The organism is Pseudomonas sp. GD03944 (genome assembly GCF_029839275.1).
In the GTDB taxonomy this organism is placed as follows: Bacteria; Pseudomonadota; Gammaproteobacteria; order Pseudomonadales; family Pseudomonadaceae; genus Aquipseudomonas.
Genome location: NZ_JAOCAH010000002.1, coordinates 330,410 through 352,379 on the forward strand (window position 1 = coordinate 330,410; position 21,970 = coordinate 352,379).

Consider the following 21,970-nt stretch of genomic DNA (forward strand, 5'->3'; position numbering starts at 1 on the left):
AGGGCATTGATCGAGGTCAGGCACGCACGCCGGCCATGAAGGCGCGGATTGACCAGACGGGCGGCAGGCACCCGGCGGGGATCAGTCGGCCAGCCAGATGAGGGAGGCGAAACGCCCGGTGCGCGGGGCGCGGCGATAGGAGAAGAAACGCGGGTCCGTGTAGGTGCAGAAGCCGCCGCCGTAGACGGCAGTCACGCCGCGCGCCGCCAGACGGATGCGCGCCAACTGGTAGATATCCGCCATGAAGCGACCGGCATTGGCGCTGGGCACGAAGGCATGGGCCGCGTGCGGGTGCTGCGCGAGGAATACGTCGCGAACCTCGGCCCCGACTTCGAACGCCTGCGGACCGATGGCGGGCCCCAGCCAGACCAAGACGTCTTCGGCAGCGCATTCGAAGGTGTCCAGCGTCGCTTCCAGCACACCTGCGGCCAAACCACGCCATCCGGCATGGGCAGCAGCAACGCGGGTGCCCGCACGATTGCAAAACAACGCAGGCAAGCAGTCGGCGGTCATTACCGTACAGGCAACACCGGATCGATCGGTCCAGCTGGCGTCGGCCTCGACCACCTGCTCCGGATCGGCCTGGGCGACGACGATTCCGTGTACCTGGCGCAACCAGGCCGGCTGACAGCCCAACTGGCTGACCAGGCGCTGGCGGTTCACGCCGACGTGCTGCGGGTCATCCTCGACATGGTCGCCCAGGTTCAGGGTGTCGAAGGGCGCGACGCTGATGCCGCCGGAGCGCGTGGTGGTACAGGCCCGGACCCGGGACGGTGCCGGCCAGTCCGGAATCAGCCAGTCATGGGGCTCGTGCGTCACCCGATGAACGCCTCGCGGTCCTGGCGCAGCAGCGTCAGCAGCCAGACGAAATCATCCGGCAGCGGCGACTGCCACTTCATACGCTCGCCGGTCAGCGGGTGGTCCAGCTCGAGAAAACGCGCGTGCAGCGCCTGGCGCGGGAACTCCTTGAGGTGCTGCACCATGGTCTGGCTGGCCGCCGGTGGAATACGGAAACGCCCGGCGTACACCTGGTCGCCGACCAGCGGATAGCCGATGTGGCTCATGTGCACGCGAATCTGGTGGGTCCGGCCGGTTTCCAACTTGACCCGGGCGTGGGTGTGCGAGCGGAAACGCTCCAGCACACGGTAATGGCTGACCGCCGGCTTGCCGCCGTCGGTCACCGCCATGCGCTGGCGCTGGGAGGAACTGCGGCCGATCGGGGCATTGATCTTGCCGCCCGACGTAATCACACCGATCACGATGCACTCGTAGATCCGGCTGACAGTGCGCTTCTGCAACTGGTCGACCAGGCGGGTCTGCGCCTCGATGGTCTTGGCCACCACCATCAGGCCGGTGGTGTCCTTGTCCAGGCGGTGAACGATCCCGGCACGCGGCACATTGACGATGTCCGGCACGTGGTGCAGCAGGGCATTGAGCAGGGTGCCGTCGGCATGACCGGCGGCCGGGTGCACGACGAGGCCGGCCGGCTTGTCGATGACCAGGATCTGGTCGTCTTCATAGACGATATTCAGCTCGATGTCCTGGGCGATCCATTCGCCCTGGGCTTCCTGCTCGGCGGACAATTCCAGCTTGGCGCCGCCATGAACGATGTCACGCGGACGCACGACTGCGCCGTCGACAGTGAGCAGCCCATCCTTGATCCAGGCGGACAGGCGCGAACGCGAATGCTCAGCGAACAGCTGGGCTGCGACTTGGTCGAGGCGCTGTCCACCCATGTCGGACGGGACCTCGGCACTCAATTGAATGGCCTGCTTATTTATAGAAGACATGCTCTGCAACGGCGGGAAGGTGGAGCCTTTGGTTTCGGCTGCACGCTTGTGGTTAAATACGGCGTCTTTGCCCCAGGGGTACCGGGGGCGCTCATCATAACAGGACGGCCATGTTCAAGACAGCCGCCGTCACAGGGACGCAAGCCGCCATGCAAGTGAAACACCTGCTGCTGATCGCCATCCTCGCCCTTACCGCCGCTTGCTCCTCCAACGAGGTGCTGGACGAAAACCTGAGCGAGACCGAGCTCTACCAGCAGGCTCAGGACGACCTGACCAACAAGAGCTACACCAGCGCCGTGACCAAGCTCAAGGCCCTGGAGTCCCGCTATCCGTTCGGCCGTTACGCCGAGCAGGCCCAGCTCGAGCTGATCTACGCCTACTACAAGAACGTCGAGCCGGAAGCCGCCCGCTCCGCCGCCGAGCGCTTCATCCGCCTGCACCCACAGCACCCCAACGTCGATTACGCCTACTACCTCAAGGGCCTGGCCTCCTTCGACCAGGACCGTGGCCTGTTGGCGCGCTTCCTGCCGCTGGACATGACCAAGCGTGACCCAGGCGCCGCCCGCGACTCCTACAACGAGTTCGCTCAGCTCACCAGCCGCTACCCGAACAGCCGCTACGCCCCGGACGCCAAGCAGCGCATGATCTACCTGCGCAACCTGCTGGCCGCCTATGAAATCCACGTAGCCCACTATTACCTGACCCGCCAGGCCTACGTTGCCGCTGCCAACCGTGGCCGCTACGTGGTGGAAAACTTCCAGGAAACCCCGTCCGTCGGCGATGGCCTGGCCGTGATGACCGAGGCCTACCAGCGCCTGACCCTGGATGACCTGGCGGCCACCAGCCTAGAAACCCTCAAGCTCAACTACCCGGATCATCCGAGCCTGGTAGACGGCGAGTTCGTCCCGCGCGAGGAAGAAGCCGACAACCGCTCCTGGCTGGCCAAGGCCACCCTGGGCCTGATCGAGAACGACGCGCCGCTGCCGCCGGGCGAAACCCGTGCCAGCCAGGACGTGATCCGTCAGTACGAAGAAGCCGAAGAGCAGATCCCGGACGAGCTGAAGCCGGAAAACCAGGATGAAGTGCGCGAAGAGCGCAGCGAAGCGGAAGCCAGCAACAGCAACCGCTCCTGGTTCAGCTACATGACCTTCGGCGTCTTCGACTGAGTCGCAGACCCGGAATGAAAAAAGGAGGCCACTGGCCTCCTTTTTTATAGCTCGCTCGCCTCAGTCGCCCAGGCGCCAGCCCGAGGTGATCGGGTAGCGGCGGTCACGCCCGAAACCGCGCTGGGTCACTCGCGGCCCCACCGCGGCCTGACGGCGCTTGTACTCATTGATATCCACCAGGCGCAGAACGCGCTTGACGGTTTCTTCGTCAAACCCTTCGCCGATGATGGCGTTGGCCGACAGGTCATGTTCGATATACAGACGCAGGATTTCGTCGAGTACCGGGTAGGGCGGCAGGGAATCCTCGTCCTTCTGGTCCGGCGCCAGCTCAGCGGATGGCGGACGGTCGATGACCCGCTGCGGAATCACCAGCCCCAGGGTGTTGCGGTACTCGCACAGGCGGAAAACCAGGGTCTTCGGCACATCCTTGAGCACGTCGAAGCCACCGGCCATGTCGCCGTACAGGGTGGCATAGCCCACCGCCATCTCGCTCTTGTTGCCGGTGGTCAGGACCAGGTAGCCCTTCTTGTTGGAGATCGCCATCAGCATCGTGCCGCGGCACCGTGCCTGTAGGTTCTCCTCGGTGGTATCACGGCCCAGCCCTTCGAACACCGGCGCCAGCGTGCCCAGGAAGGCCTCGACCATCGGCGCGATGGGCAGCACGCGGTAGACCACGCCCAGCGCCTGGGCTTCGGCCTCGGCATCGTCCAGGCTGATCTGGGCAGTGTAGTGATACGGCATCATCACCGCCTCGACATGCTCGGCACCCAGGGCATCGACGGCCACCGCCAGGGTCAGCGCGGAGTCGATACCGCCAGACAGCCCCAGCACCACGCCCTTGAAACCGTTCTTGCGCACGTAGTCCCGCACGCCCACCACCAGCGCCTGGTACACGCTGGCCTCCAGCTCAGGCAGGGGAGAACGCGCCGCCTGTTGCGGCGTGACCTGCTGGCCCGCAAGCGCCAGCTCCAGCGGGTACAGGCCCTCTTCAAAGGCCGGGGCCCGCTGGCAGATATCACCATCAGCCGCCACCACACAACTGCCACCGTCGAAGACCAGCTCGTCCTGACCGCCGACCTGGTTGACGTAGACGATCGGCATGCCGCCCTGCCGGGCGCGCTCGGCCAGCAACTCTTCACGCTCACGCTGCTTGTCGAGGTGGAACGGCGAGGCGTTCAGGCTCAGCATCAACCGCGCCCCCGCCTCCCGGGCCTGCAGCATGGGCTCCGCAAACCAGATGTCTTCACAGATGGTCAGGGCCACCGGCACGCCCTTGATCGTCACGATGCAGGGCTGGTCACCCGCCTCGAAATAACGCTTCTCATCGAAGACCCGATAGTTCGGCAGGTTCTGCTTGTAGTAGCGCGCGAGCACCTGGCCGTCGGCAATCACCGCACAGGCGTTGTAACGCCCTTCTTCCGCCAGCCAGGGAAAGCCGATGACCAGGTGAATCCCCTGGACCTGCTCCTGGATCTGCTGCAACGCCTGTTCAATGCGCAGTTGCATGCTCGAACGCAGCAGCAGGTCCTCCGGGGGATAGCCGCACAGCGACAGCTCGGAAAACACGATGACATCCGCCTGCCACTGCTCACGGGCAGTGCGCGCAGCCTCGACGATCCGCTCGGTGTTGCCATGCACATCGCCAACACGCAAATTCAACTGGGCCATCACGACCCGCAGGGTTTGGCTCATCGCCGTCTCCACCTATGAATACCGATTCGCGCACGCCTCTTGCGAAGGGTCGCGACCTGAATGCCATTCTCCCGCATCGCCCGCCACGGAAACAACGCACAGCGTGGTGTTTAGCCGCTGGGCTGCGAGGATATCCTTGGCTAAACTGCCAGCCTTGCCAAACAAAGCCCGCTTCGCAAACAACGCCGGCTTAAAACAAAGAGAGTGCCATGGGTCTGTTCCGCCTGCTGTTCTGGATCGCCATCATCGTTGCCGCCTTCTGGCTCTGGCGTCGCTTCATGCGCCCAACCCCTCGCCCCGCACCGAAGACCGAACAGGCCTCGCCGATGGTGCGATGCGCCCAGTGCGGCGTGCACCTGCCCCGCGAGCATGCCCTGCCGCTGGCGGAGCGCTGGTACTGCACCCAGGCCCATTTGGAACAAGGCCCCAAACCCGGTGCACGCTAACGCCCCCAGCCTGAAAGGCCCACACGGTGGCCGCATCCTGCGGCTGTACCACCTGTATCGCCTGGCCATCGGCCTGGCCCTGGTGCTGCTGATCTCCAGCAACCTGGACACTCAGTTACTTGACCTCGCCCACCCCACGCTGTTCCGTAATCTCAGCTGGTTCTACCTGATCCTGAACATTCTGGTCGCCGTGCTGGTACAGCGCCCCCGCAGCCTGGTGCAGGTCTTCAGCCTGGCCCTGGCGGACGTAATCTTGCTGTCCGGGCTGTTCTACTTCGCCGGCGGTACCGCCAGCGGCATCGGCAACCTGATGATCGTCGCGGTGGCCATTGCCAACTTCCTCCTGCGGGGGCGTGTCGGCCTGCTGATCGCCGCGATCGCGGCCATTGGCCTGATCTACCTGACGTTCTACCTCAGCCTGGCCCACCCCACGGCGACCGCCCAGTATGTACAGGCCGGCGCCCTGGGTGCCCTGTGCTTCGCGGCCGCCCTGTTTGTCCAGGGGCTGACCCGGCGCCTGCAGGCCAGCGAAAGCCTGGCCGAACAACGGGCCGCCGACGTCGCCAACCTTGAGGCTCTCAACGCACAGATCCTGCAGCGCATGCGCACCGGCATCCTGGTGCTGGACGAGCAGCACCGTGTCCTTTTGGCCAACCAGGGGGCCCTGAGCCTGCTGGGACAGACCGCGCTGGAGGGCAGGATCCTCGACCCGCACTGCCCGGAACTGATCAAGCGCCTGCAACAGTGGCAGGACAATTCCAGCCTGCGCCCACCAAGCCTGCAGGCCTTCGCGGACGGCCCGACCCTGCAGCCGAGCTTCATCCCCCTGCAGCGGGGTGAACAGCAACACATCCTGGTGTTCCTCGATGACATCTCGCAGATCGCCCAGCAGGCCCAGCAGCTCAAGCTCGCTTCCCTGGGCCGACTGACCGCGGGTATCGCCCACGAGATTCGCAACCCTCTGGGTGCCATCAGCCACGCCGCTCAACTGTTGCAGGAGTCGGAAGACCTGCAAGGCCCTGACCAGCGGCTGGCCCAGATCATTCAGGATCACTCGCGCCGGATGAACCTGGTGATCGAGAACGTCCTGCAGTTGTCGCGTCGGCGCCAGGCGGAACCGCAGCTGCTTGACCTGAAATACTGGCTGCACCGCTTCGCCAGCGAATTTCGCAGCGCCGCACCGGTGACCCAACGCCTGCACCTGGAAACCGCCAGCGGCACCATCCAGACTCGCATGGACCCGCACCAGTTGAACCAGGTGCTGACCAACCTGGTGCAGAACGGCATGCGCTACAGTGCCCAGAAACACAAGCAGGGCCAGGTCTGGCTGAAATTGTTCCGTGATGCCGACAGCGACCTGCCCGTACTGGAAATCCTCGACGACGGCCCCGGAGTTCCTGCGGAGCAGGTGCACCATATCTTCGAGCCCTTCTACACCACCGAGAACAAGGGCACCGGCCTGGGCCTGTATATTTCCCGCGAGCTGTGCGAAAGCAACCAGGCGCGACTCGACTACAAACCTCGCGAAGAAGGCGGAAGCTGCTTCCGCATGACCTTTTCCCACCCGCGCAGACTGAGCTGAACATGACCCGCCAGAGAGCCCTGATCGTCGATGACGAACCCGATATCCGCGAACTCCTGGAAATCACCCTGGGGCGGATGAAGCTCGACACCCGCAGCGCGCGCAACGTCAAGGAAGCCCGGGAATGGCTGGCCAAGGAGCCATTCGACCTGTGCCTGACCGACATGCGCCTGCCGGATGGGACCGGGCTGGATCTGGTGCAGCACATTCTGCAGCGCCACCCCCAGGTGCCGGTGGCAATGATCACTGCCTACGGCAGCCTGGACACGGCGATTAACGCGCTCAAGGCCGGGGCTTTCGACTTCCTCACCAAACCCGTCGACCTGGGCCGCCTGCGAGAACTGGTGGCCACGGCATTGCGCCTGCGTCAGGGTGACGACGAAGAACAGACCGTGGACAGCCGCCTGCTCGGCGACTCGCCCCCCATGCGCACCCTGCGCAAGCAGATCCAGAAGCTCGCCCGCAGCCAGGCGCCGGTCTACATCAGTGGCGAGTCCGGCAGCGGCAAAGAGCTGGTTGCCCGCCTAATCCATGAACAGGGTGCGCGCGAGCAACACCCCTTCGTGCCGGTGAACTGCGGCGCCATCCCCTCGGAGTTGATGGAAAGCGAATTCTTCGGCCACAAGAAAGGCAGCTTCACAGGTGCCGTCGAAGACAAGCAGGGGCTGTTTCAGGCGGCCAATGGCGGCACGTTGTTCCTCGACGAAGTGGCCGACCTGCCATTGCCGATGCAGGTCAAACTGCTGCGTGCCATCCAGGAGAAGGCCGTGCGCGCGGTTGGTGGTCAGCAGGAGGTCGTGGTCGACGTGCGCATCCTCTGCGCGACCCACAAGGACCTCGCCGCCGAAGTCGCCGCCGGACGCTTCCGTCAGGACCTGTACTACCGCCTCAACGTGATCGAACTGCGTGTTCCGCCGCTGCGCGAACGCCGTGAAGACATCGCCCAGCTTGCAGAGGTGATGCTCCAGCGCCTGGCCGAAGGCACCGGCCTCAGCGCCGCCCGGCTGCACGCCGATGCCTTGGAAAAGCTCAAAAGCTACCGTTTCCCAGGCAACGTCCGCGAACTCGAAAACATGCTCGAACGTGCTTACACCCTGTGCGAAGACGACCAGATCACCGCCCAGGACCTGCGACTCGCCGACGCCAGCCCCGCCGGGGAAAACGGCGAAGCCAGCCTGGCGCAGATCGAGAACCTGGAAGACTACCTGGAAGACATCGAGCGCAAACTGATCATGCAGGCCCTCGAAGAAACCCGCTGGAACCGCACCGCGGCCGCCCAGCGCCTGGGCCTGACCTTCCGTTCGATGCGCTACCGCCTGAAAAAGCTCGGGATCGACTGATCAGTCCCTCAGCGAGAGTGGCGTTTCTACTGATCGGTAGATGAGCAGAGCGTCATCCACCCTACCCAGGTTGCCGTCTCGGCTGTTCCTTCAGCACGAGTATGCAATCCGTAGGAGAAGCCTTGGCCTCGAGCTCGACGAGCTTCGCCTGACATTGGTCCAACGACCGGACGAAGCCCGCGAGGCCTCACGCTACAGCCTGGCCAGACGCTCAACCGGCGCATACGGCATCGGATCAATGATCGGCGTTCGCCCCAGCATCAGGTCAGCCAACAACCGACAGGACGCCGGCGCCAGGACCAGGCCATTGCGGTAATGCCCGCAGTTCAGCCACAAGCCCGCCTGCCCGGGCACCTCCCCAATAAAGGGGATACCGTCCGGCGAGCCGGGGCGCAGGCCCGCCCAGTGCCCGACGACCTCCGCCTCCGCCAGTGCCGGCAACAGTTCGACGGCCGAGGCCTTGAGGCTGGCGAGAGCCGAGTCGGTCGGCGTCTTGTCGAAGCCGGCGTGCTCCAAAGTGCTGCCGACCAGGATATGACCGTCCCGACGCGGGATCGCATAACGCCCTTTGGCCAGCACCATGCTCGGCAGAAAATCCTCGGCGCACTTGAAGAGAATCATCTGGCCCTTTACCGGCTCTACGGGCAACTCGATGCCCAACGTCCCCAGCAGCTCGGCACTCCAGGCGCCCGCTGCCAATACAACTTGCTTGCCGCGCACATCACCCTGTTCGGTCCGCACGCCCCGGATACGCTCCCCTTCTCGGATGAAACCCGTCACTGGACACTGCTCACGTACCGTGACATTCGGCATCTGCTGCAACGCTGCCCGCAGCGATTTGACCAGGCGCGGATTGCGCACGTTGGCCACATCAGCCATGGCCACCGCTCGCGTGTAGCCCTCGCCTAGCACGGGCACCGCCTGGTAGACGCGCACCATCTCGACCCGACACAGCGGCCGTTGCTCACGCTCGGCCCACGCCAGCGCATCGGCCTCGTCGTCCAGATCCAGCCAGTACAAGCCTGTTACCTGCACTTCTGGATCGATCCCAGTCTCCGCCGACAGACGCGCGCCCAACTGCGGATAGAAATCCTGCGACCAATGCGCCAGCGCCGTCACCGCTGGGCTGTAGCGCCAGGGGTAGAGCGGCGAGACGATACCGCCACCGGCCCAGGAAGACTCACGGCCGGCCTCGCCTCGCTCCACCAGACAAACCGAGACCCCAGCCAATGCCAGCATGCGGGCACTCAGCAAACCGATGACCCCGCCACCGAGAACAATCACTTCATACGTGTTTTCAGTACTGTGCATTCACGCAACCTGTTCTAGTCTTACTCCAGCAACACCCATCACCCACTCTGGCAAGGACGCTGGAATATGGATCGTTATGCTTGCGGCATTTCGCTTGTCGAATGCCTGTGTACCCTGATCATTGTCAGCATTATCGCAATGATCGCATTGCCCCCGCTCAATACGATGCTGGAAAACAGCAATCGCACCCAAGCCACCAACCAACTGCTCGCCACCCTGCACTTCGCACGCAGCACGGCCGTCTATCAACGAGGCGTGGTTACCGTCTGCCCCGGGGTGACGCAATGCACCGGTGAGCGGGTTTGGAGCGAGTCCCTGATGGTCTTTCACGACACGAATCGAAACGGTCAGCTCGACATGGGCGAACAGGTCATTCGCCTGGAAAGTCTGCTCGATGATTATTCTTGGCGCTGGGCGAGCTTCCGCCAAGGCACCTTCATTCAGTTCGAGGCCAACGGCACCACCCTGGCCCACAACGGCACCTTCACCCTGTGCAAGGAACAACAGCCCCAACGCCAGGTGGTCATCAGCCTCTCGGGCCGCGCCCGGACCCAGGCACCCGCCGGGACCGCTCGTTGCTAAGCGCCGACATTCCGTGGACTTCGTCACAGATAGCGGGCGACAGCAGCGTGTTCCGCTCCTGTTGGTAGCAAAATGCGCCCGCTTGTCCGCCGCGACTAAGCGCAACGCACGCGCGTTGCTAAATTACGCTGGCACAGTAACCCGACCTTTCGGTGCGGGTCGACGCAGAATGATGGTGGGGAACTCATGGGATCAAACAAAGGGTTTACGTTGATCGAGCTGATGATCGTGCTCGCACTCATCACCATCATCGCGCTCATCGCCGCTCCCGGTTACCAAGGGCTGATGTCCGGTAACCGAATGATATCCGTCAGCAACAACCTGATGGGAGCGCTACAGCTTGCACGTAGCGAAGCTGTTACACGCAACCAGTCTGTGTCCGTCTGCAGCAGCAGCAACCAAACCAGCTGCGGCGGCAGTTGGGCGGATGGTGGGATCGTTCTCCTCGCCAACGGAGAAGTTCTAAGAGTGCTGACACCACTTCCAAGCGATATCGCAGTGAATGGCAATACCATCCAATACAACAATGAAGGCCAACTGGCTGCTTCATCAGCACTGACCGTGACGAATAGCGGTGGCGCAAGAACCGTTCAAGTCAATCGAATTGGACAGGTTTCAATCTGTAAAGGGAGCAGTTGCTGATGCAAGCAACATTTCGCAGCAAAGGATTTACCCTGATCGAGGTAATGATTGCATTGATTATCCTCGCAATCGGTCTGCTGGGTATGGCGACCCTGATGACCCAGAGTTTGCAGTCCAGTGAAAGTGCCTATTCTCGTGGTCAAGCCACCCTACTGGCTTACGACATTATCGACCGGATGCGGGCTAACAAGGTACTCGATACCTCCAAACCCTTTCAGAACTATCGTGTCAGCCACGCCACTCTGGGCAATAACTATACGCTGGCCAACCCATCCTCTTGCCCCAACACGGTATGCGCGGCGGATTGCGAAGGGGCGGAAAAAGCCACGAGCGACCTCACTCAATGGTGCCGAGCCCTAAACTCAAGCTTGCCTAACTTACTCCCGGCAACGTCCATTGTCCGCAACGGCACGAATGGCTACAGAGTGCGGGTGGAATGGCAAGAGCCTAGTGGAGAAACCAGCAATGTAATTGTGGAGGCCGAACTGTGAACAATCACCAACAAGGCCTATCTCTTATTGAACTGATAGTTGCCATTTTTATTAGTACCCTCCTTATCTTGGGCGTAACAGAACTGTTCTCCCAAACATCAGCTGCTGATCGGGACAATACAGAACTTGCTCGCATGCAAGAGAGCGGGCGCTTGGCACTGGAAATCATTGGCCAGGATGCTCGCCGCTCTGGCTATCAAGGCTGTGTTGCTGCAGATACCGAAACTCCATTCCCAGGAGGCGGGACTCTGCCGAATGACGCGGTATCCAGCACCGCTGCGAACACCGTAACGTTCCGTTATGCCACACCGAGCAGTGGCTGCGGCACGGTTGCACTCAACTTTGAGCCTGCAATTATTTATACCAGTGCCAATAACACGATCAGCCGCAACAATGATCCCATTTTGGACAATGCGGCGATGCAAATCAATTTCATCCCTGCCGGTAACCCTGCCTTGGCCAAAGCGATAAATATTCAAATCACTGTTTTTGATTCGCGCCAAGGTAACGACAACCTGGGAAATCGGACATTCAGTGCCACTTACGAACTACGGAATCGTCTGTAATGAACGGTTATGCCAAACAGAACGGTATTGTCCTGCTTGTCAGTCTTGTGCTGCTGCTGATGCTGACAGTGATCGCGATCACTGCTGCCTCTCAATCCAATCTGCAGTTGCGCATTTCCTCTAACAGCGAGCAGAAGAATGGTGCATTTCAAGCGGCTGAAAGTGGGATACAACGCTGGACGGCCCAATACTTCGCGATGGATAACAACAATAGCTTCCCGCCCCCGATCGAGACACCAGTAGCACTGGGAACTAAAGAGCAGTTCAGTGTGGCCGTCGTCTACGCAGGCCCTTGCCCAGGGAGCGGAGGTCGCGTTGGTCTCAATTGCTTCGATATCCAGAGCACTGGAAAAAACTGTGACGCAGGAGGCGACTGCCGGACCACCGCCTTACATCGACAAGGTGGCCAGCGCCGCCAGCTCCAGCAGTGACCCTATCGACACCGTATTCTCTCTGGGCCCAGCGAGGCCAAGGAACAGTTACATGAAAAGCACCCATTTCCTGCGCACGACGCTGTCCTCTTGCCTGGCCGTAGCCCTGGTATTGCAAAGCGCGGTCAGCTTCGCTGACGACACTGAAATTTTCTTCGGCGGCCCTAGCGCCAGCGAGGGCATCAAGCCCAACGTCCTGTTCATTCTGGATAACTCCGGCTCCATGGCGTGGCGCCTGGATCGGGACTCCACACCGACGAACTCTTCGCACGGCCCGAGTCGCATCAATGTGTTGAAAGAGTCGTTCAACGACATCATCAGCAATACCAACAACATCAATGTCGGGGTCATGGCGCTTAACCCGCGCACTGACTATGGCAACACCCGCCTGGTCTACCCGGTTGAAAATATCGATGGACCCGTTGGTATCGCGGCGGCCACACCGGAAATCATCGTGTCGGCGGACGATGCCAGCCGACAGGGCGCAACCACCACCATCGACTCCCCCACGCTGGTCATGGGGCATATCAACAATCACCCGGGCAGCACGGTAATTCGTGACCTGGGCAACACCAGCACCTACTCGAATGACAATTCGTCCTATTACCTGAAAGGCAATTACAGCTGCTCGGTGAAAATCGGTACGGCACGTGATTATTGCGACACCGGCACCAAAACACAGCTGAACGCACGTAGCAGCAGCGCAGGGCAGACCGGTATGTTCCTGTTTCGCAACCTGAACATCCCCGCTGGTGCCACCATCGTCTCGGCCACCCTGACGCTGACACCGTCCAATACGCAGACCGCGGCCAATCGCCCTGCCCTCAACATCAAGCTTGAGAACACCAAGACACCGGCGGCAATCAACGACGCCACCCCGGCAAATGACCGGGACTTCTCGATCAGCCGGGACTACACCGCTGCCAGCCTACCTACCTGGACGGCCAATACCCCCTTCGCCATCGACGTCAAGACCAACCTGATGGACACCCTGAAGGCAGGAGCTCCGGCTAACGATCCCATCGGTGATATGGCGCTCCAGATTCGTTCAACCAGCAATCGGGACTACACCTACTACGTAGGTGATCACGCCAGGGCGCCTGTCCTGACGATCGTCTACACCGGCTTTTCCGGAACAATGCGCGAGACTGGCCTGCGCTTCCAGAACGTCGCGGTCCCCCAAGGGGCAACCATCACCTCGGCACGTATCGACTTCGTACCCGCCAGTTCGGATGACCGCCCCGTTACCTTCGAGGTCACCGCGCAGGCTGCCGGGGATGCGGCTCCTTTCAGTGCCTCTGAAAATTTCATGGGTCGCGCCAAGACAACCCTGACTACTTGGGCTCCTGCCGAATGGCGGACGGAAAACCCGCCCGCCTATATCGAAGGACCGAGCGTCATTCAACAGGCGCAGGAAGTGGTCAGCAATGGCAGTTGGTGTGGCAACAACTCCATGGCGTTCTTCTTCCAACCGAGAACGGGTGACGGCAACCGCACCACCTACAGCGTGGATGGCTCGCCCCTCAAACCGGTACTGAAGATCACCTATGAAGGCGGTACCAATGGCTGCTTCCGACCCGTTCTGGAAGCCCGGGTCACCGCTCCCAAGAACGATGCACGCCAGTACACGGCAGAATCCTGCAACTGGTGGGGCCAATGCACAACCAGCCAACCAGTGGTCATCAACGAAGAGGCGATGCCATTTGGTAGCAACACCACGCACATCGGTGCCCGTTATGAAAACCTGCCTGTAGTCCGTGGCGCCCAGGTAGTCGATGCCCAGGTCATTGTTACCCGCAGCGGCACCAGCGGCAGCTCAAACGTCACAGTGCATGTGGAAAACACAGGTAATTCCAGTGAGCTGCTGACCAATAACAACAACCTGGGAGCCCGAACCCTGAGCACCGGTGTCGCCTGTACGCTCACTGGTGCTCAAACCATTTGCAGCGGAACCGCACTGACCACCGCCTTGCAAGCGGTATTCGCCCGTACCGGCAGCGGTGCCAATGGCTGGACTGATGGTAATGCTCTATCGATCGTCCTCAAGCCAACCAGCGACAGCGGCTACAGTACAGTGGCCTATGACAGTAGCCCGTCGGAGTCCATCAAGCTGCGCTTGAAACTCGGCACCGGCGGTTTGGGCACCAACTTCCGCACAGTACGGACCCACGTCAACAGCTTGGTACAAGGCATGAACGCCAGCGGCGGCACGCCAATCGTGCCAGCCCTCTATGACGGTGCGCGCTATCTGTCGGAGAAATATCATGCTGGTAACAACCCAAGCCCTATGACGAGTTCCTGCCAGGCAACCCATCTGGTCTTGCTGACCGACGGTAAGCCGGAAGGCACCTCCAACGACGCCACCAATGGCATCGCCAGCCTGGCAGGGAGCTGCAGCAGCAGCGGATTGGGTTTTGCCGATGAACGCTGCGCCCGCGAACTGGTGCGCTGGATGGCCAAGACCGACCAATCCAGTTTTGCCGGTGACAACCATATCCTGACCCATACCGTTGGTTTTGCGCTTGACGCACGCGGCGCAACAGAAGCGGCACAAATCAAGACATTCCTGGCTGATCTGGCACGAGAAGGTGGTGGCGGTTTCTACTCTGCTGAGAACGCATCATCTCTCTCCAAAGCCTTCAACCAGATCCTGCAGCAGGTACTGGCAACCGACACCACGTTCGTCAGTGCCAGCGCCCCAGTCAACACCTTCAACCGTCAGGACAACAAGGACGAACTGTATTTCTCGCTGTTCCGTCCGTCCGTCACAGACCGGTGGATCGGCAATCTCAAGCGCTATGGCATGGCTACTCGTAACGGCGGTGCTTACATCGTCGATCAGGACGGTCTGGCCGCTATCGATACCAACACTGGCTTCTTCCGTAATGACGCCCGTAGCTGGTGGTCCACCAGCAACGACGGCAGCAACGTGGGGGCAGGTGGTGCCGCCTCTCGCTTGCCGACTCCCAACAGCCGCAACCTGCTGACCAACGTGTCGACCAACAACGCCCTGACGGCGATCACCACGGCCAACGCAGAACTCACCGCCGCCAAGATGGGGGCGGCCAATGCGACCGAACGGGAAAACCTGATTACCTATATTCGGGGTTACGATCCCAACGATCCAGCGGTCGAGCGCAAGTCCTTGGGCGACCCGATTCACGCCACCCCAGCCCTGGTGACCTACGGATGTAATGCCACAACCAATGGCGTTTGTACCAGCGAACAACAAAGCGCGATTTTCGGCACCAACGAGGGCTTTGTGCAGATGTTCGACACCGCGACGGGTGTAGAGCAGTTTGCGTTCATGCCAAACGCCCTGCTGCCAAATATCAAGCGCCTGCGTGCCAATGCCGCCACTGGCAGCAACAGCCATATGTACGGCATGGACAACACCGTGACCGTATGGGCCAACGATGCCAACAACAATGGAGTGATTCTCAACGGCGGCTCCGCCGAAAGCGGCGAATTCGTTTACGCCTACGCCACCATGGGCCGCGGCGGGCGCGGCATTTACGCCCTCGATATCACCAACCGTACTTCACCCAAACTGCTGTGGCAGATCCAGGGCGGTACTGGAGCGTTCGCACGCCTCGGCCAAACCTGGTCGGCCCCGGTGAAGACCAAGATCAAGGTCGGAGGCACCATCACCGACGTACTGGTCTTTGGCGGCGGCTACGATCCCGATCAGGACAATGCCACCATCCGCACCGCTGACGACCAGGGCAATGACCTGTTCATCGTCAACGCCAGGACTGGCGCACTGATCTGGTCGGCATCCGGCGCCGGCATCACCGGCATGAACTACAGCATCCCCAGCGGCGTCAACGTGGTGGGCCTGCAAGCCAACAGTCAGGGTCAGGTATTTACCGATCCAGACGGCCTGGCCGGACAGATCTTTGTGGGCGACATGGGGGGCCAGGTATGGCGCTTCCATGTGAAGAATGGTGCGAGCGGCAATGGCCTGGTAACCGGCGGCCTCTTCGCCAGCGTCGCCGGAGCGGATGTTGCCAGTGCTCGACGGTTCTACCATGAACCGGAAGTTGCACTGGTCACTGTCGAAAACAAGCTGCAACTCACAGTCAACATCGGCTCCGGTTACCGTGGTCATCCGTTGAACAAGGTCATCGATGACCGCTTCTATTCATTCCGTACGGAAAATCTCGGGGGTACCGGTGGCGTTCTGACCGAAGCCGACCTTTACGATGCTACCAGCCTTACCCAGGCGACCGCGGAACAGCGTAAAGCACTGCTCACCAAGAATGGCTGGTATATCCGACTGGTGCCCGATGGTGAGAAGGTGCTCTCGCGCCCGCTGGCCATCGACGGTAAGCTCTACTTCAATACCTACGAACCCAAGGCCAACCAGAACTCCTGCCAGGCGGCCACCGGTGTGACCCGTGCCTACGCAGTCAACTTGCTGGATTCGACGGCGCTGAGCACCACGCGCTATGTGGTGGCCAAGGGCGGCAGCTTACCCTCCAACCCGCAGGTCTATTGCAAAGGCAATAGTTGCTACGTCTACAATGATCCGTCTCAACTGATCCCTCGGAACGAGCCGCCTAACTGCAATAACTCACCCAACCCAGAGAAATGCCGCTGTGATAGCAACCCTGACTTTTGTGTCTGGGCTCCTTCGACGCCCCGCACCTACTGGATTGATGAACAGTGAGAGAAGGTTCAATGAACAAACAAAACGGATTTACTTTACTAGAACTGGTGATCGCAATTGTCATCATTGGAATACTGGTGGCTATTGCAATCCCCCAATACACGAGCTATCTAGAAAAGGCGGCCTGTGAAGATGGAAAATCACTGCTACTTCAAGGTTCTGCGGTAATGGAGCGCAGCAGGGCACGTAATAATGGTGCTTACAACGCCAACGTTGCTCTTCCAGGAAACACCAAGGAATTCGGAATAGCAGTGGGAAGCGTCACTGCCAGCGCCTACACCCTAACAGCTACAGCTATTGGACGCCTCAGTGGTGACCTGACACTCACAGCGACCAACGCACGCAATGGCTCCCTTAAGGCGAAGTGCAGTTGGTAGTGATCTAATCAGCAAATATAAAGCCGGCTAATTAGCCGGCTTTTTTATTACCACCAGAAAGCAGATCAAACCGCCTTCACCCTCAACTCCTTCGGCATGGAGAACGTCACGTTCTCTGGACGGCCATCCAGTTCGCTCTCCCCTTCCGCGCCCCATTCGCGCAGGCGCTCGACTACGCCGCGCACCAGCACCTCAGGGGCGGAAGCACCGGCGGTGATGCCGATGCCGACGGCGCCTTTGAACCACTCTTGTTTGAGGTCTTCGGCACCGTCGATCAGGTAGGCCGGGGTACCCATGCGCTCGGCGAGCTCGCGCAGGCGGTTGGAGTTAGAGCTGTTGGGGCTACCGACCACCAGCAACACGTCGCACTCGGCGGCGAGTTGTTTGACGGCGTCCTGGCGGTTTTGGGTGGCGTAGCAGATGTCGTCCTTGCGCGGTCCGCCGATGGCCGGGAATTTCGCGCGCAGGGCGTCGATGACCTTGCTGGTGTCGTCCATAGACAGGGTGGTCTGGGTCACGAACGCCAGGGCTTCGGGATTGCGGACCTGCAGGCGCTCGACATCCGCTTCGTCTTCCACCAGGTAAATAGCCCCGCCATTGCTGGCGTCGTACTGGCCCATGGTACCTTCGACCTCCGGGTGGCCGGCATGGCCGATCAGGATGCATTCACGCCCTTCCCGGCTGTAGCGCACGACCTCCATGTGCACCTTGGTCACCAGAGGACAGGTCGCATCGAACACCTTCAGGCCACGGCGGGCTGCCTCGCCCCGTACGGCCTGGGAGACGCCGTGGGCGCTGAAGATGACAATCACATCATCCGGCACCTGGTCCAGCTCCTCGACGAACACGGCGCCGCGTGCGCGCAGGTCTTCCACCACGAACTTGTTGTGCACCACCTCGTGACGCACGTAGATCGGCGGGCCGAAGACTTCCAGGGCACGGTTGACGATTTCGATGGCGCGATCCACGCCTGCGCAGAAACCGCGAGGGTTGGCGAGTTTGATATGCATGACGACGCTCGGTACGCGAAAACGGTAGAAAGGAGTGTAACGCGGTATGCGTTCGGAGGCAGCGCAGGATAGGACTAACCAGAGGTCGCCCTATCCACAGCAGTGTTACAGGGCTTTGACGTCGATGATCTCGACATCGAAGCTCAGCGACTTCCCGGCCAACGGGTGGTTGAAGTCGATGGTCACCTGGTTGTCGTCGAAGCTTTTGACCACGCCCGGCAGCTCAGTATTGGCAGCGTCGTTGAAGATCACCAGCAAGCCCTCGGACAGCTCCATGTCCTGGAACTGGCTGCGCGGCATAACCTGCACGTTCTGCGGGTTGCCCTGGCCAAAGCCCTGCTCCGGAGCGATCGGCAGGCTGCGCTTGTCACCTGCTTTCAGGCCATAGATGGCCTGTTCGAAGCCCGGCAGCAGGTTGCCATCGCCCACCTTGAAGGTGGCCGGCTGCTTGTCGAACGTGCTGTCGACCACATCGCCGTTCTCGAGCTTGAGGGCGAAATGCAGGGTGACTTCCTTATCCGGGCCGATACGTACGTCAGTCATGGGCTACTTCTCCGGATTTCTTGCTTTTGAACATGTCCAGCGCCAGCAGGATGGCGCCAAGGCTGATGGCGGTATCCGCGATATTGAACGCCGGGAAATACCAGCGGTTCTGCCAGTGCACCAGGATGAAATCGACCACATGGCCGAACACCACACGGTCCACCAGGTTGCCCAGCGCCCCGCCCAACACCAAGGCCAAGGCAACGGCCAGCCAGGTTTCATCGGACTTCAAACGCTTGAGCCAGACCACCAGCACCACGCTGACCACCACGGCAATGGCCGCGAAGAACCAGCGCTGCCAGCCCGAAGCACCGGCCAGGAAGCTGAATGCCGCGCCGGTGTTGTAGGCCAGCGTCCAGCTGAAATAGTCCGGGATCACCACGATCTGCTGGTACATGGTCAGGCTGTTGTCGAAGTAGAACTTCGTCACCTGGTCGACCACGAACACCAGCAGGCTCAACCACAGCCAGGACAACCGCCCGAAGCGACTGGTGTTAAGCATAGTGACGCACCTCACCAGCCCCTTCGATGTTGTCGACGCAACGGCCACAGATTTCCGGATGCGCCGGATTCACACCGACGTCTTCACGGTGGTGCCAGCAACGACCGCACTTGGCGTGGCCCGACTTGACCACTTTGAGTTTGAGCCCCTCGACCTCGGTGTCCACCGCATCGCTCGGCGCACTGGCAAGTGGCGCCAGGCTGGCGGTCGAGGTGATCAGCACGAAGCGCAGCTCGTTGCCCAGCTTGTTCAGGTCGGCCATCAGGCCGTCTTCGGCATACACAGTGACTTCAGCCTGCAGGTTGCCGCCAATGGCCTTGGCGTTACGCTGATTCTCCAGCTCCTTGTTCACCGCTGTCTTGACCGCCATCACCCGATCCCAGAATTCGCGATCGAGCTCGAAGCCCTGGGGCAGCTCGCTCAGGCCCTGGTACCAGCCGTTGAGCATGACCGACTCGTTGCGCTCGCCCGGCAGGTACTGCCACAGCTCATCCGCGGTGAACGACACGATCGGCGCGATCCAGCGCACCAGCGCTTCGGCGATGTGGAACAGTGCGGTCTGGCAGGAGCGCCGCGCCACGCTGTCGCTGGCGGTGGTGTACTGGCGGTCCTTGATGATGTCGAGGTAGAAGCCGCCCAGTTCCTGCACACAGAAGTTGTGCACCTTCTGATAGACGTTCCAGAAGCGGTAGCTGTCGTAGGCCTCTTCGATCTCGCGCTGCAACAGCAGCGCGCGGTCCACGGCCCAGCGGTCCAAGGCCAGCATGTCCTCGGCAGGCAGCAGGTGCTGTGCTGGGTCGAAACCGCTGAGGTTGGAGAGCAGGAAACGCGCGGTATTGCGGATACGGCGATAGGAGTCGGCGCTGCGCTGCAGGATGACCTTGGACACTGCCATCTCGCCGGAATAGTCGGTGGACGACACCCACAGGCGCAGGATGTCCGCGCCCAGGCTGTCGTTCACTTCCTGCGGCGCGACCACGTTGCCCAGCGACTTGGACATCTTGCGGCCGTTCTCATCCACCACGAAGCCGTGGGTCAGCAATTCCTTGTACGGGGCATGGCCATCGATGGCGCTGCCGGTCAGCAGGGACGAGTGGAACCAGCCACGGTGCTGGTCGGAGCCTTCCAGGTACAGGTCGGCGCGCGGCCCCTCGGCATGGCCCAGCGGGTGCGAGCCGCGCAGCACATGCCAGTGGGTGGTGCCGGAGTCGAACCAGACGTCCAGGGTGTCGCTGATCTTGTCGTAGTCGGCCGCCTCGTCACCGAGGAGTTCGGCTGCATCGAGCTTGAACCAGGCTTCGATGCCTTCCTGCTCGACGCGCTTGGCAACGTCTTCCATCAGCTCGGCGGTACGCGGGTGCAGTTCACCGCTGGCCTTGTGCAGGAAGAAGGGAATCGGCACGCCCCAGTTGCGCTGACGCGAGATGCACCAGTCCGGACGGCCGGCGATCATGCTGTGCAGGCGCGCCTGGCCCCAGGCTGGCACGAACTGGGTCTGCTCGATCGCAGCCAGCGCGCGCTCACGCAGCGGCGCCCCCTGGTTCGGCTGTTTGTCCATGCCGACGAACCACTGCGCCGTAGCGCGGTAGATCAGCGGCGTCTTGTGGCGCCAGCAATGCATGTAGCTGTGCTGGATGGCTTCGTGCTTGAGCAGCGCGCCCACTTCCTGCAGCTTGGCGACGATGGCCGAGTTGGCCTTCCAGATGAACTGGCCGCCGAAGAACGGCAGGTCAGCGACATACACACCGTTGCTTTGCACCGGGCTGAGGATGTCATCGTTGCTCATGCCGTAGCGTTTGCAGGAGTGGAAGTCGTCTTCACCATAGGCAGGCGCCGAGTGAACGATACCGGTACCCGCGCCCAGCTCCACGTACTCGGCCAGGTAGACCGGCGCGAAACGCTCGTAGAACGGGTGACGGAAGCGGATCAGCTCCAGGGCGGCACCCGGTGCGATCGCCAGAACGCTGCCTTGCAGGCCGAAGCGCTGCAGGCTGCTCTCGACCAGTTCTTCGGCCAGCACCAGCAGCTTGTCGCCGGTATCGACTAGGGCGTAGTTGAATTCCGGGTGGACGTTGAGCGCCTGGTTGGCCGGGATGGTCCAGGGTGTGGTAGTCCAGATGACGATGCTGGCCGGCTTGCTCAGCGCCGCCAGGCCGAAGGCTGCCGCCAGCTTGTCGGCATCCTCGACCAGGAACGCCACGTCGATGGCATCGGATTTCTTGTCCTGGTACTCGACCTCGGCTTCCGCCAGCGCCGAACCGCAATCGAAGCACCAGTTGACCGGCTTCAGGCCCTTGAACACGAAGCCTTGCTTGACCATTTCCGCCAGGGCGCGGATTTCCCCAGCCTCGTTGGCGAATGCCATGGTCTTGTAGGGGTTATCCCAATCACCGAGCACACCAAGGCGCACGAAATCAGCCTTCTGCCCCTCGATCTGCTCGGCGGCATAGGTGCGGCAACGCTCGCGGGTCAGGTCGGACGGCTGGTTCTTGCCGAAGGTGGTTTCCACCTTGTGCTCGATCGGCAGGCCGTGACAGTCCCAGCCCGGCACGTAGGGTGCGTCGTAACCCGACAGGGTCTTGGAACGGGTGATGATGTCCTTGAGGATCTTGTTGACCGCGTGCCCGATGTGGATGCTGCCGTTGGCGTAGGGAGGGCCGTCGTGCAGGACGAACTTCGGCCGCCCTTCGCCTTGCTGACGCAGCTTCTGATACAGGCCAATCTCGTTCCAGCGCTGCAGAATCTGGGGTTCGCGCTGCGGCAGGCCGGCCTTCATCGGGAACTGGGTATCGGGCAGATTCAGCGTGGCTTTATAGTCGGTCGTCAT

At 61.4% G+C, this 21,970-nt stretch carries 19 protein-coding genes; 11 read left to right on the plus strand and 8 right to left on the minus strand.

Annotated elements, in window-relative coordinates; translation table 11 throughout:
• Positions 1–81: 81 nt before the first annotated feature.
• Positions 82–819, minus strand: a complete 738-nt coding sequence (gene pgeF / locus N5C28_RS05245) for a peptidoglycan editing factor PgeF (RefSeq protein WP_279820828.1) — start codon at positions 817–819, stop codon at positions 82–84.
• The gene (gene rluD, locus N5C28_RS05250) at positions 816–1,790 is read right to left on the minus strand and encodes a 23S rRNA pseudouridine(1911/1915/1917) synthase RluD (RefSeq protein WP_279820829.1); all 975 of its coding nucleotides are present in this window, start codon (positions 1,788–1,790) and stop codon (positions 816–818) included. Before rluD ends, pgeF begins: the two co-directional genes overlap by 4 nt.
• 149 nt (positions 1,791–1,939) lie before the next feature.
• On the opposite strand from rluD, the gene N5C28_RS05255 reads away from it, so the two are divergent.
• The gene (locus N5C28_RS05255) at positions 1,940–2,956 is read left to right on the plus strand and encodes an outer membrane protein assembly factor BamD (protein ID WP_279820831.1); all 1,017 of its coding nucleotides are present in this window, start codon (positions 1,940–1,942) and stop codon (positions 2,954–2,956) included.
• A gap of 60 nt (positions 2,957–3,016) precedes the next feature.
• Here N5C28_RS05255 and N5C28_RS05260 read toward each other — a convergent pair whose 3' ends face one another.
• The gene (locus N5C28_RS05260) at positions 3,017–4,648 is read right to left on the minus strand and encodes an NAD+ synthase (RefSeq protein ID WP_279820833.1); all 1,632 of its coding nucleotides are present in this window, start codon (positions 4,646–4,648) and stop codon (positions 3,017–3,019) included.
• A 209-nt stretch (positions 4,649–4,857) separates the two neighbouring features.
• Here N5C28_RS05260 and N5C28_RS05265 point away from each other — a divergent pair, with 209 nt between their 5' ends.
• The 3 genes from N5C28_RS05265 to N5C28_RS05275 are packed head-to-tail and all read left to right on the plus strand — an operon-like array spanning position 4,858 to position 8,016.
• A complete protein-coding gene (locus tag N5C28_RS05265; protein ID WP_279820834.1) occupies positions 4,858–5,094 on the plus strand; it encodes a PP0621 family protein in 237 nt (78 codons plus the stop codon).
• Positions 5,084–6,676, plus strand: a complete 1,593-nt coding sequence (locus tag N5C28_RS05270) for an ATP-binding protein (protein WP_279820836.1) — start codon at positions 5,084–5,086, stop codon at positions 6,674–6,676. Before N5C28_RS05265 ends, N5C28_RS05270 begins: the two co-directional genes overlap by 11 nt.
• 2 nt (positions 6,677–6,678) lie before the next feature.
• Positions 6,679–8,016: a sigma-54 dependent transcriptional regulator gene (locus N5C28_RS05275; protein ID WP_279820837.1), complete on the plus strand. Its 1,338-nt coding sequence runs from the start codon at positions 6,679–6,681 to the stop codon at positions 8,014–8,016.
• Between the two features lie 192 nt (positions 8,017–8,208).
• Here N5C28_RS05275 and thiO read toward each other — a convergent pair whose 3' ends face one another.
• On the minus strand, positions 8,209–9,327 hold the full coding sequence (gene thiO, locus N5C28_RS05280) for a glycine oxidase ThiO (protein WP_279820838.1): 1,119 nt from the start codon (positions 9,325–9,327) through the stop codon (positions 8,209–8,211).
• 66 nt (positions 9,328–9,393) lie between these two features.
• Here thiO and N5C28_RS05285 point away from each other — a divergent pair, with 66 nt between their 5' ends.
• The 7 genes from N5C28_RS05285 (at position 9,394) to N5C28_RS05315 (ending at position 17,088) form a co-directional block, all read left to right on the plus strand.
• Entirely contained in the window at positions 9,394–9,909 is a 516-nt protein-coding gene (locus N5C28_RS05285; protein ID WP_279820839.1) for a GspH/FimT family pseudopilin, read from the plus strand.
• A gap of 186 nt (positions 9,910–10,095) precedes the next feature.
• Entirely contained in the window at positions 10,096–10,551 is a 456-nt protein-coding gene (locus N5C28_RS05290) for a GspH/FimT family pseudopilin (protein WP_279820840.1), read from the plus strand.
• Positions 10,551–11,042, plus strand: a complete 492-nt coding sequence (gene pilV, locus N5C28_RS05295) for a type IV pilus modification protein PilV (RefSeq protein WP_279820841.1) — start codon at positions 10,551–10,553, stop codon at positions 11,040–11,042. The genes N5C28_RS05290 and pilV overlap by 1 nt, the downstream gene beginning before the upstream one ends.
• Entirely contained in the window at positions 11,039–11,608 is a 570-nt protein-coding gene (locus tag N5C28_RS05300) for a prepilin-type N-terminal cleavage/methylation domain-containing protein (RefSeq protein ID WP_279820842.1), read from the plus strand. Before pilV ends, N5C28_RS05300 begins: the two co-directional genes overlap by 4 nt.
• Positions 11,608–12,039, plus strand: a complete 432-nt coding sequence (locus N5C28_RS05305; protein WP_279820843.1) for a PilX N-terminal domain-containing pilus assembly protein — start codon at positions 11,608–11,610, stop codon at positions 12,037–12,039. Before N5C28_RS05300 ends, N5C28_RS05305 begins: the two co-directional genes overlap by 1 nt.
• A 52-nt stretch (positions 12,040–12,091) precedes the next feature.
• Positions 12,092–16,711 carry a PilC/PilY family type IV pilus protein gene (locus N5C28_RS05310; RefSeq protein ID WP_279820845.1) on the plus strand — a complete coding sequence of 1,540 codons (4,620 nt, stop codon included), beginning with the start codon at positions 12,092–12,094 and terminating at the stop codon, positions 16,709–16,711.
• An 11-nt stretch (positions 16,712–16,722) separates the two neighbouring features.
• Positions 16,723–17,088: a type IV pilin protein gene (locus N5C28_RS05315; RefSeq protein WP_279820846.1), complete on the plus strand. Its 366-nt coding sequence runs from the start codon at positions 16,723–16,725 to the stop codon at positions 17,086–17,088.
• Positions 17,089–17,153: 65 nt separating this feature from the next.
• Here the strand turns inward: N5C28_RS05315 and ispH are convergent, their stop codons facing one another.
• From ispH to ileS, 4 genes are all read right to left on the minus strand, one after another.
• Positions 17,154–18,098 carry a 4-hydroxy-3-methylbut-2-enyl diphosphate reductase gene (gene ispH, locus N5C28_RS05320; RefSeq protein ID WP_279820847.1) on the minus strand — a complete coding sequence of 315 codons (945 nt, stop codon included), beginning with the start codon at positions 18,096–18,098 and terminating at the stop codon, positions 17,154–17,156.
• 105 nt (positions 18,099–18,203) lie between these two features.
• A complete protein-coding gene (locus N5C28_RS05325) occupies positions 18,204–18,641 on the minus strand; it encodes a peptidylprolyl isomerase (protein ID WP_279820848.1) in 438 nt (145 codons plus the stop codon).
• Complete coding sequence (gene lspA, locus N5C28_RS05330) at positions 18,634–19,143, minus strand: signal peptidase II (RefSeq protein WP_279820850.1); 510 nt, start codon at positions 19,141–19,143, stop codon at positions 18,634–18,636. Before lspA ends, N5C28_RS05325 begins: the two co-directional genes overlap by 8 nt.
• Positions 19,136–21,970, minus strand: a complete 2,835-nt coding sequence (gene ileS, locus N5C28_RS05335; protein WP_279820852.1) for an isoleucine--tRNA ligase — start codon at positions 21,968–21,970, stop codon at positions 19,136–19,138. The genes lspA and ileS overlap by 8 nt, the downstream gene beginning before the upstream one ends.

What these genes read in the sequence shown, in the direction of transcription:
- N5C28_RS05255 (WP_279820831.1), top strand. Translation starts at nt 1,940, where the DNA reads ATGCAAGTGAAACACCTGCTGCTGATCGCCATCCTCGCCCTTACCGCC.
- N5C28_RS05285 (WP_279820839.1), top strand. Translation starts at nt 9,394, where the DNA reads ATGGATCGTTATGCTTGCGGCATTTCGCTTGTCGAATGCCTGTGTACC.
- ispH (WP_279820847.1), bottom strand. Translation starts at nt 18,098, where the DNA reads ATGCATATCAAACTCGCCAACCCTCGCGGTTTCTGCGCAGGCGTGGAT.
- N5C28_RS05310 (WP_279820845.1), top strand. Translation starts at nt 12,092, where the DNA reads ATGAAAAGCACCCATTTCCTGCGCACGACGCTGTCCTCTTGCCTGGCC.
- N5C28_RS05305 (WP_279820843.1), top strand. Translation starts at nt 11,608, where the DNA reads ATGAACGGTTATGCCAAACAGAACGGTATTGTCCTGCTTGTCAGTCTT.
- N5C28_RS05315 (WP_279820846.1), top strand. Translation starts at nt 16,723, where the DNA reads ATGAACAAACAAAACGGATTTACTTTACTAGAACTGGTGATCGCAATT.
- rluD (WP_279820829.1), bottom strand. Translation starts at nt 1,790, where the DNA reads ATGTCTTCTATAAATAAGCAGGCCATTCAATTGAGTGCCGAGGTCCCG.
- N5C28_RS05265 (WP_279820834.1), top strand. Translation starts at nt 4,858, where the DNA reads ATGGGTCTGTTCCGCCTGCTGTTCTGGATCGCCATCATCGTTGCCGCC.
- N5C28_RS05275 (WP_279820837.1), top strand. Translation starts at nt 6,679, where the DNA reads ATGACCCGCCAGAGAGCCCTGATCGTCGATGACGAACCCGATATCCGC.
- N5C28_RS05325 (WP_279820848.1), bottom strand. Translation starts at nt 18,641, where the DNA reads ATGACTGACGTACGTATCGGCCCGGATAAGGAAGTCACCCTGCATTTC.
- ileS (WP_279820852.1), bottom strand. Translation starts at nt 21,970, where the DNA reads ATGACGACCGACTATAAAGCCACGCTGAATCTGCCCGATACCCAGTTC.
- pilV (WP_279820841.1), top strand. Translation starts at nt 10,551, where the DNA reads ATGCAAGCAACATTTCGCAGCAAAGGATTTACCCTGATCGAGGTAATG.
- N5C28_RS05290 (WP_279820840.1), top strand. Translation starts at nt 10,096, where the DNA reads ATGGGATCAAACAAAGGGTTTACGTTGATCGAGCTGATGATCGTGCTC.
- N5C28_RS05260 (WP_279820833.1), bottom strand. Translation starts at nt 4,648, where the DNA reads ATGAGCCAAACCCTGCGGGTCGTGATGGCCCAGTTGAATTTGCGTGTT.
- lspA (WP_279820850.1), bottom strand. Translation starts at nt 19,143, where the DNA reads ATGCTTAACACCAGTCGCTTCGGGCGGTTGTCCTGGCTGTGGTTGAGC.
- thiO (WP_279820838.1), bottom strand. Translation starts at nt 9,327, where the DNA reads ATGCACAGTACTGAAAACACGTATGAAGTGATTGTTCTCGGTGGCGGG.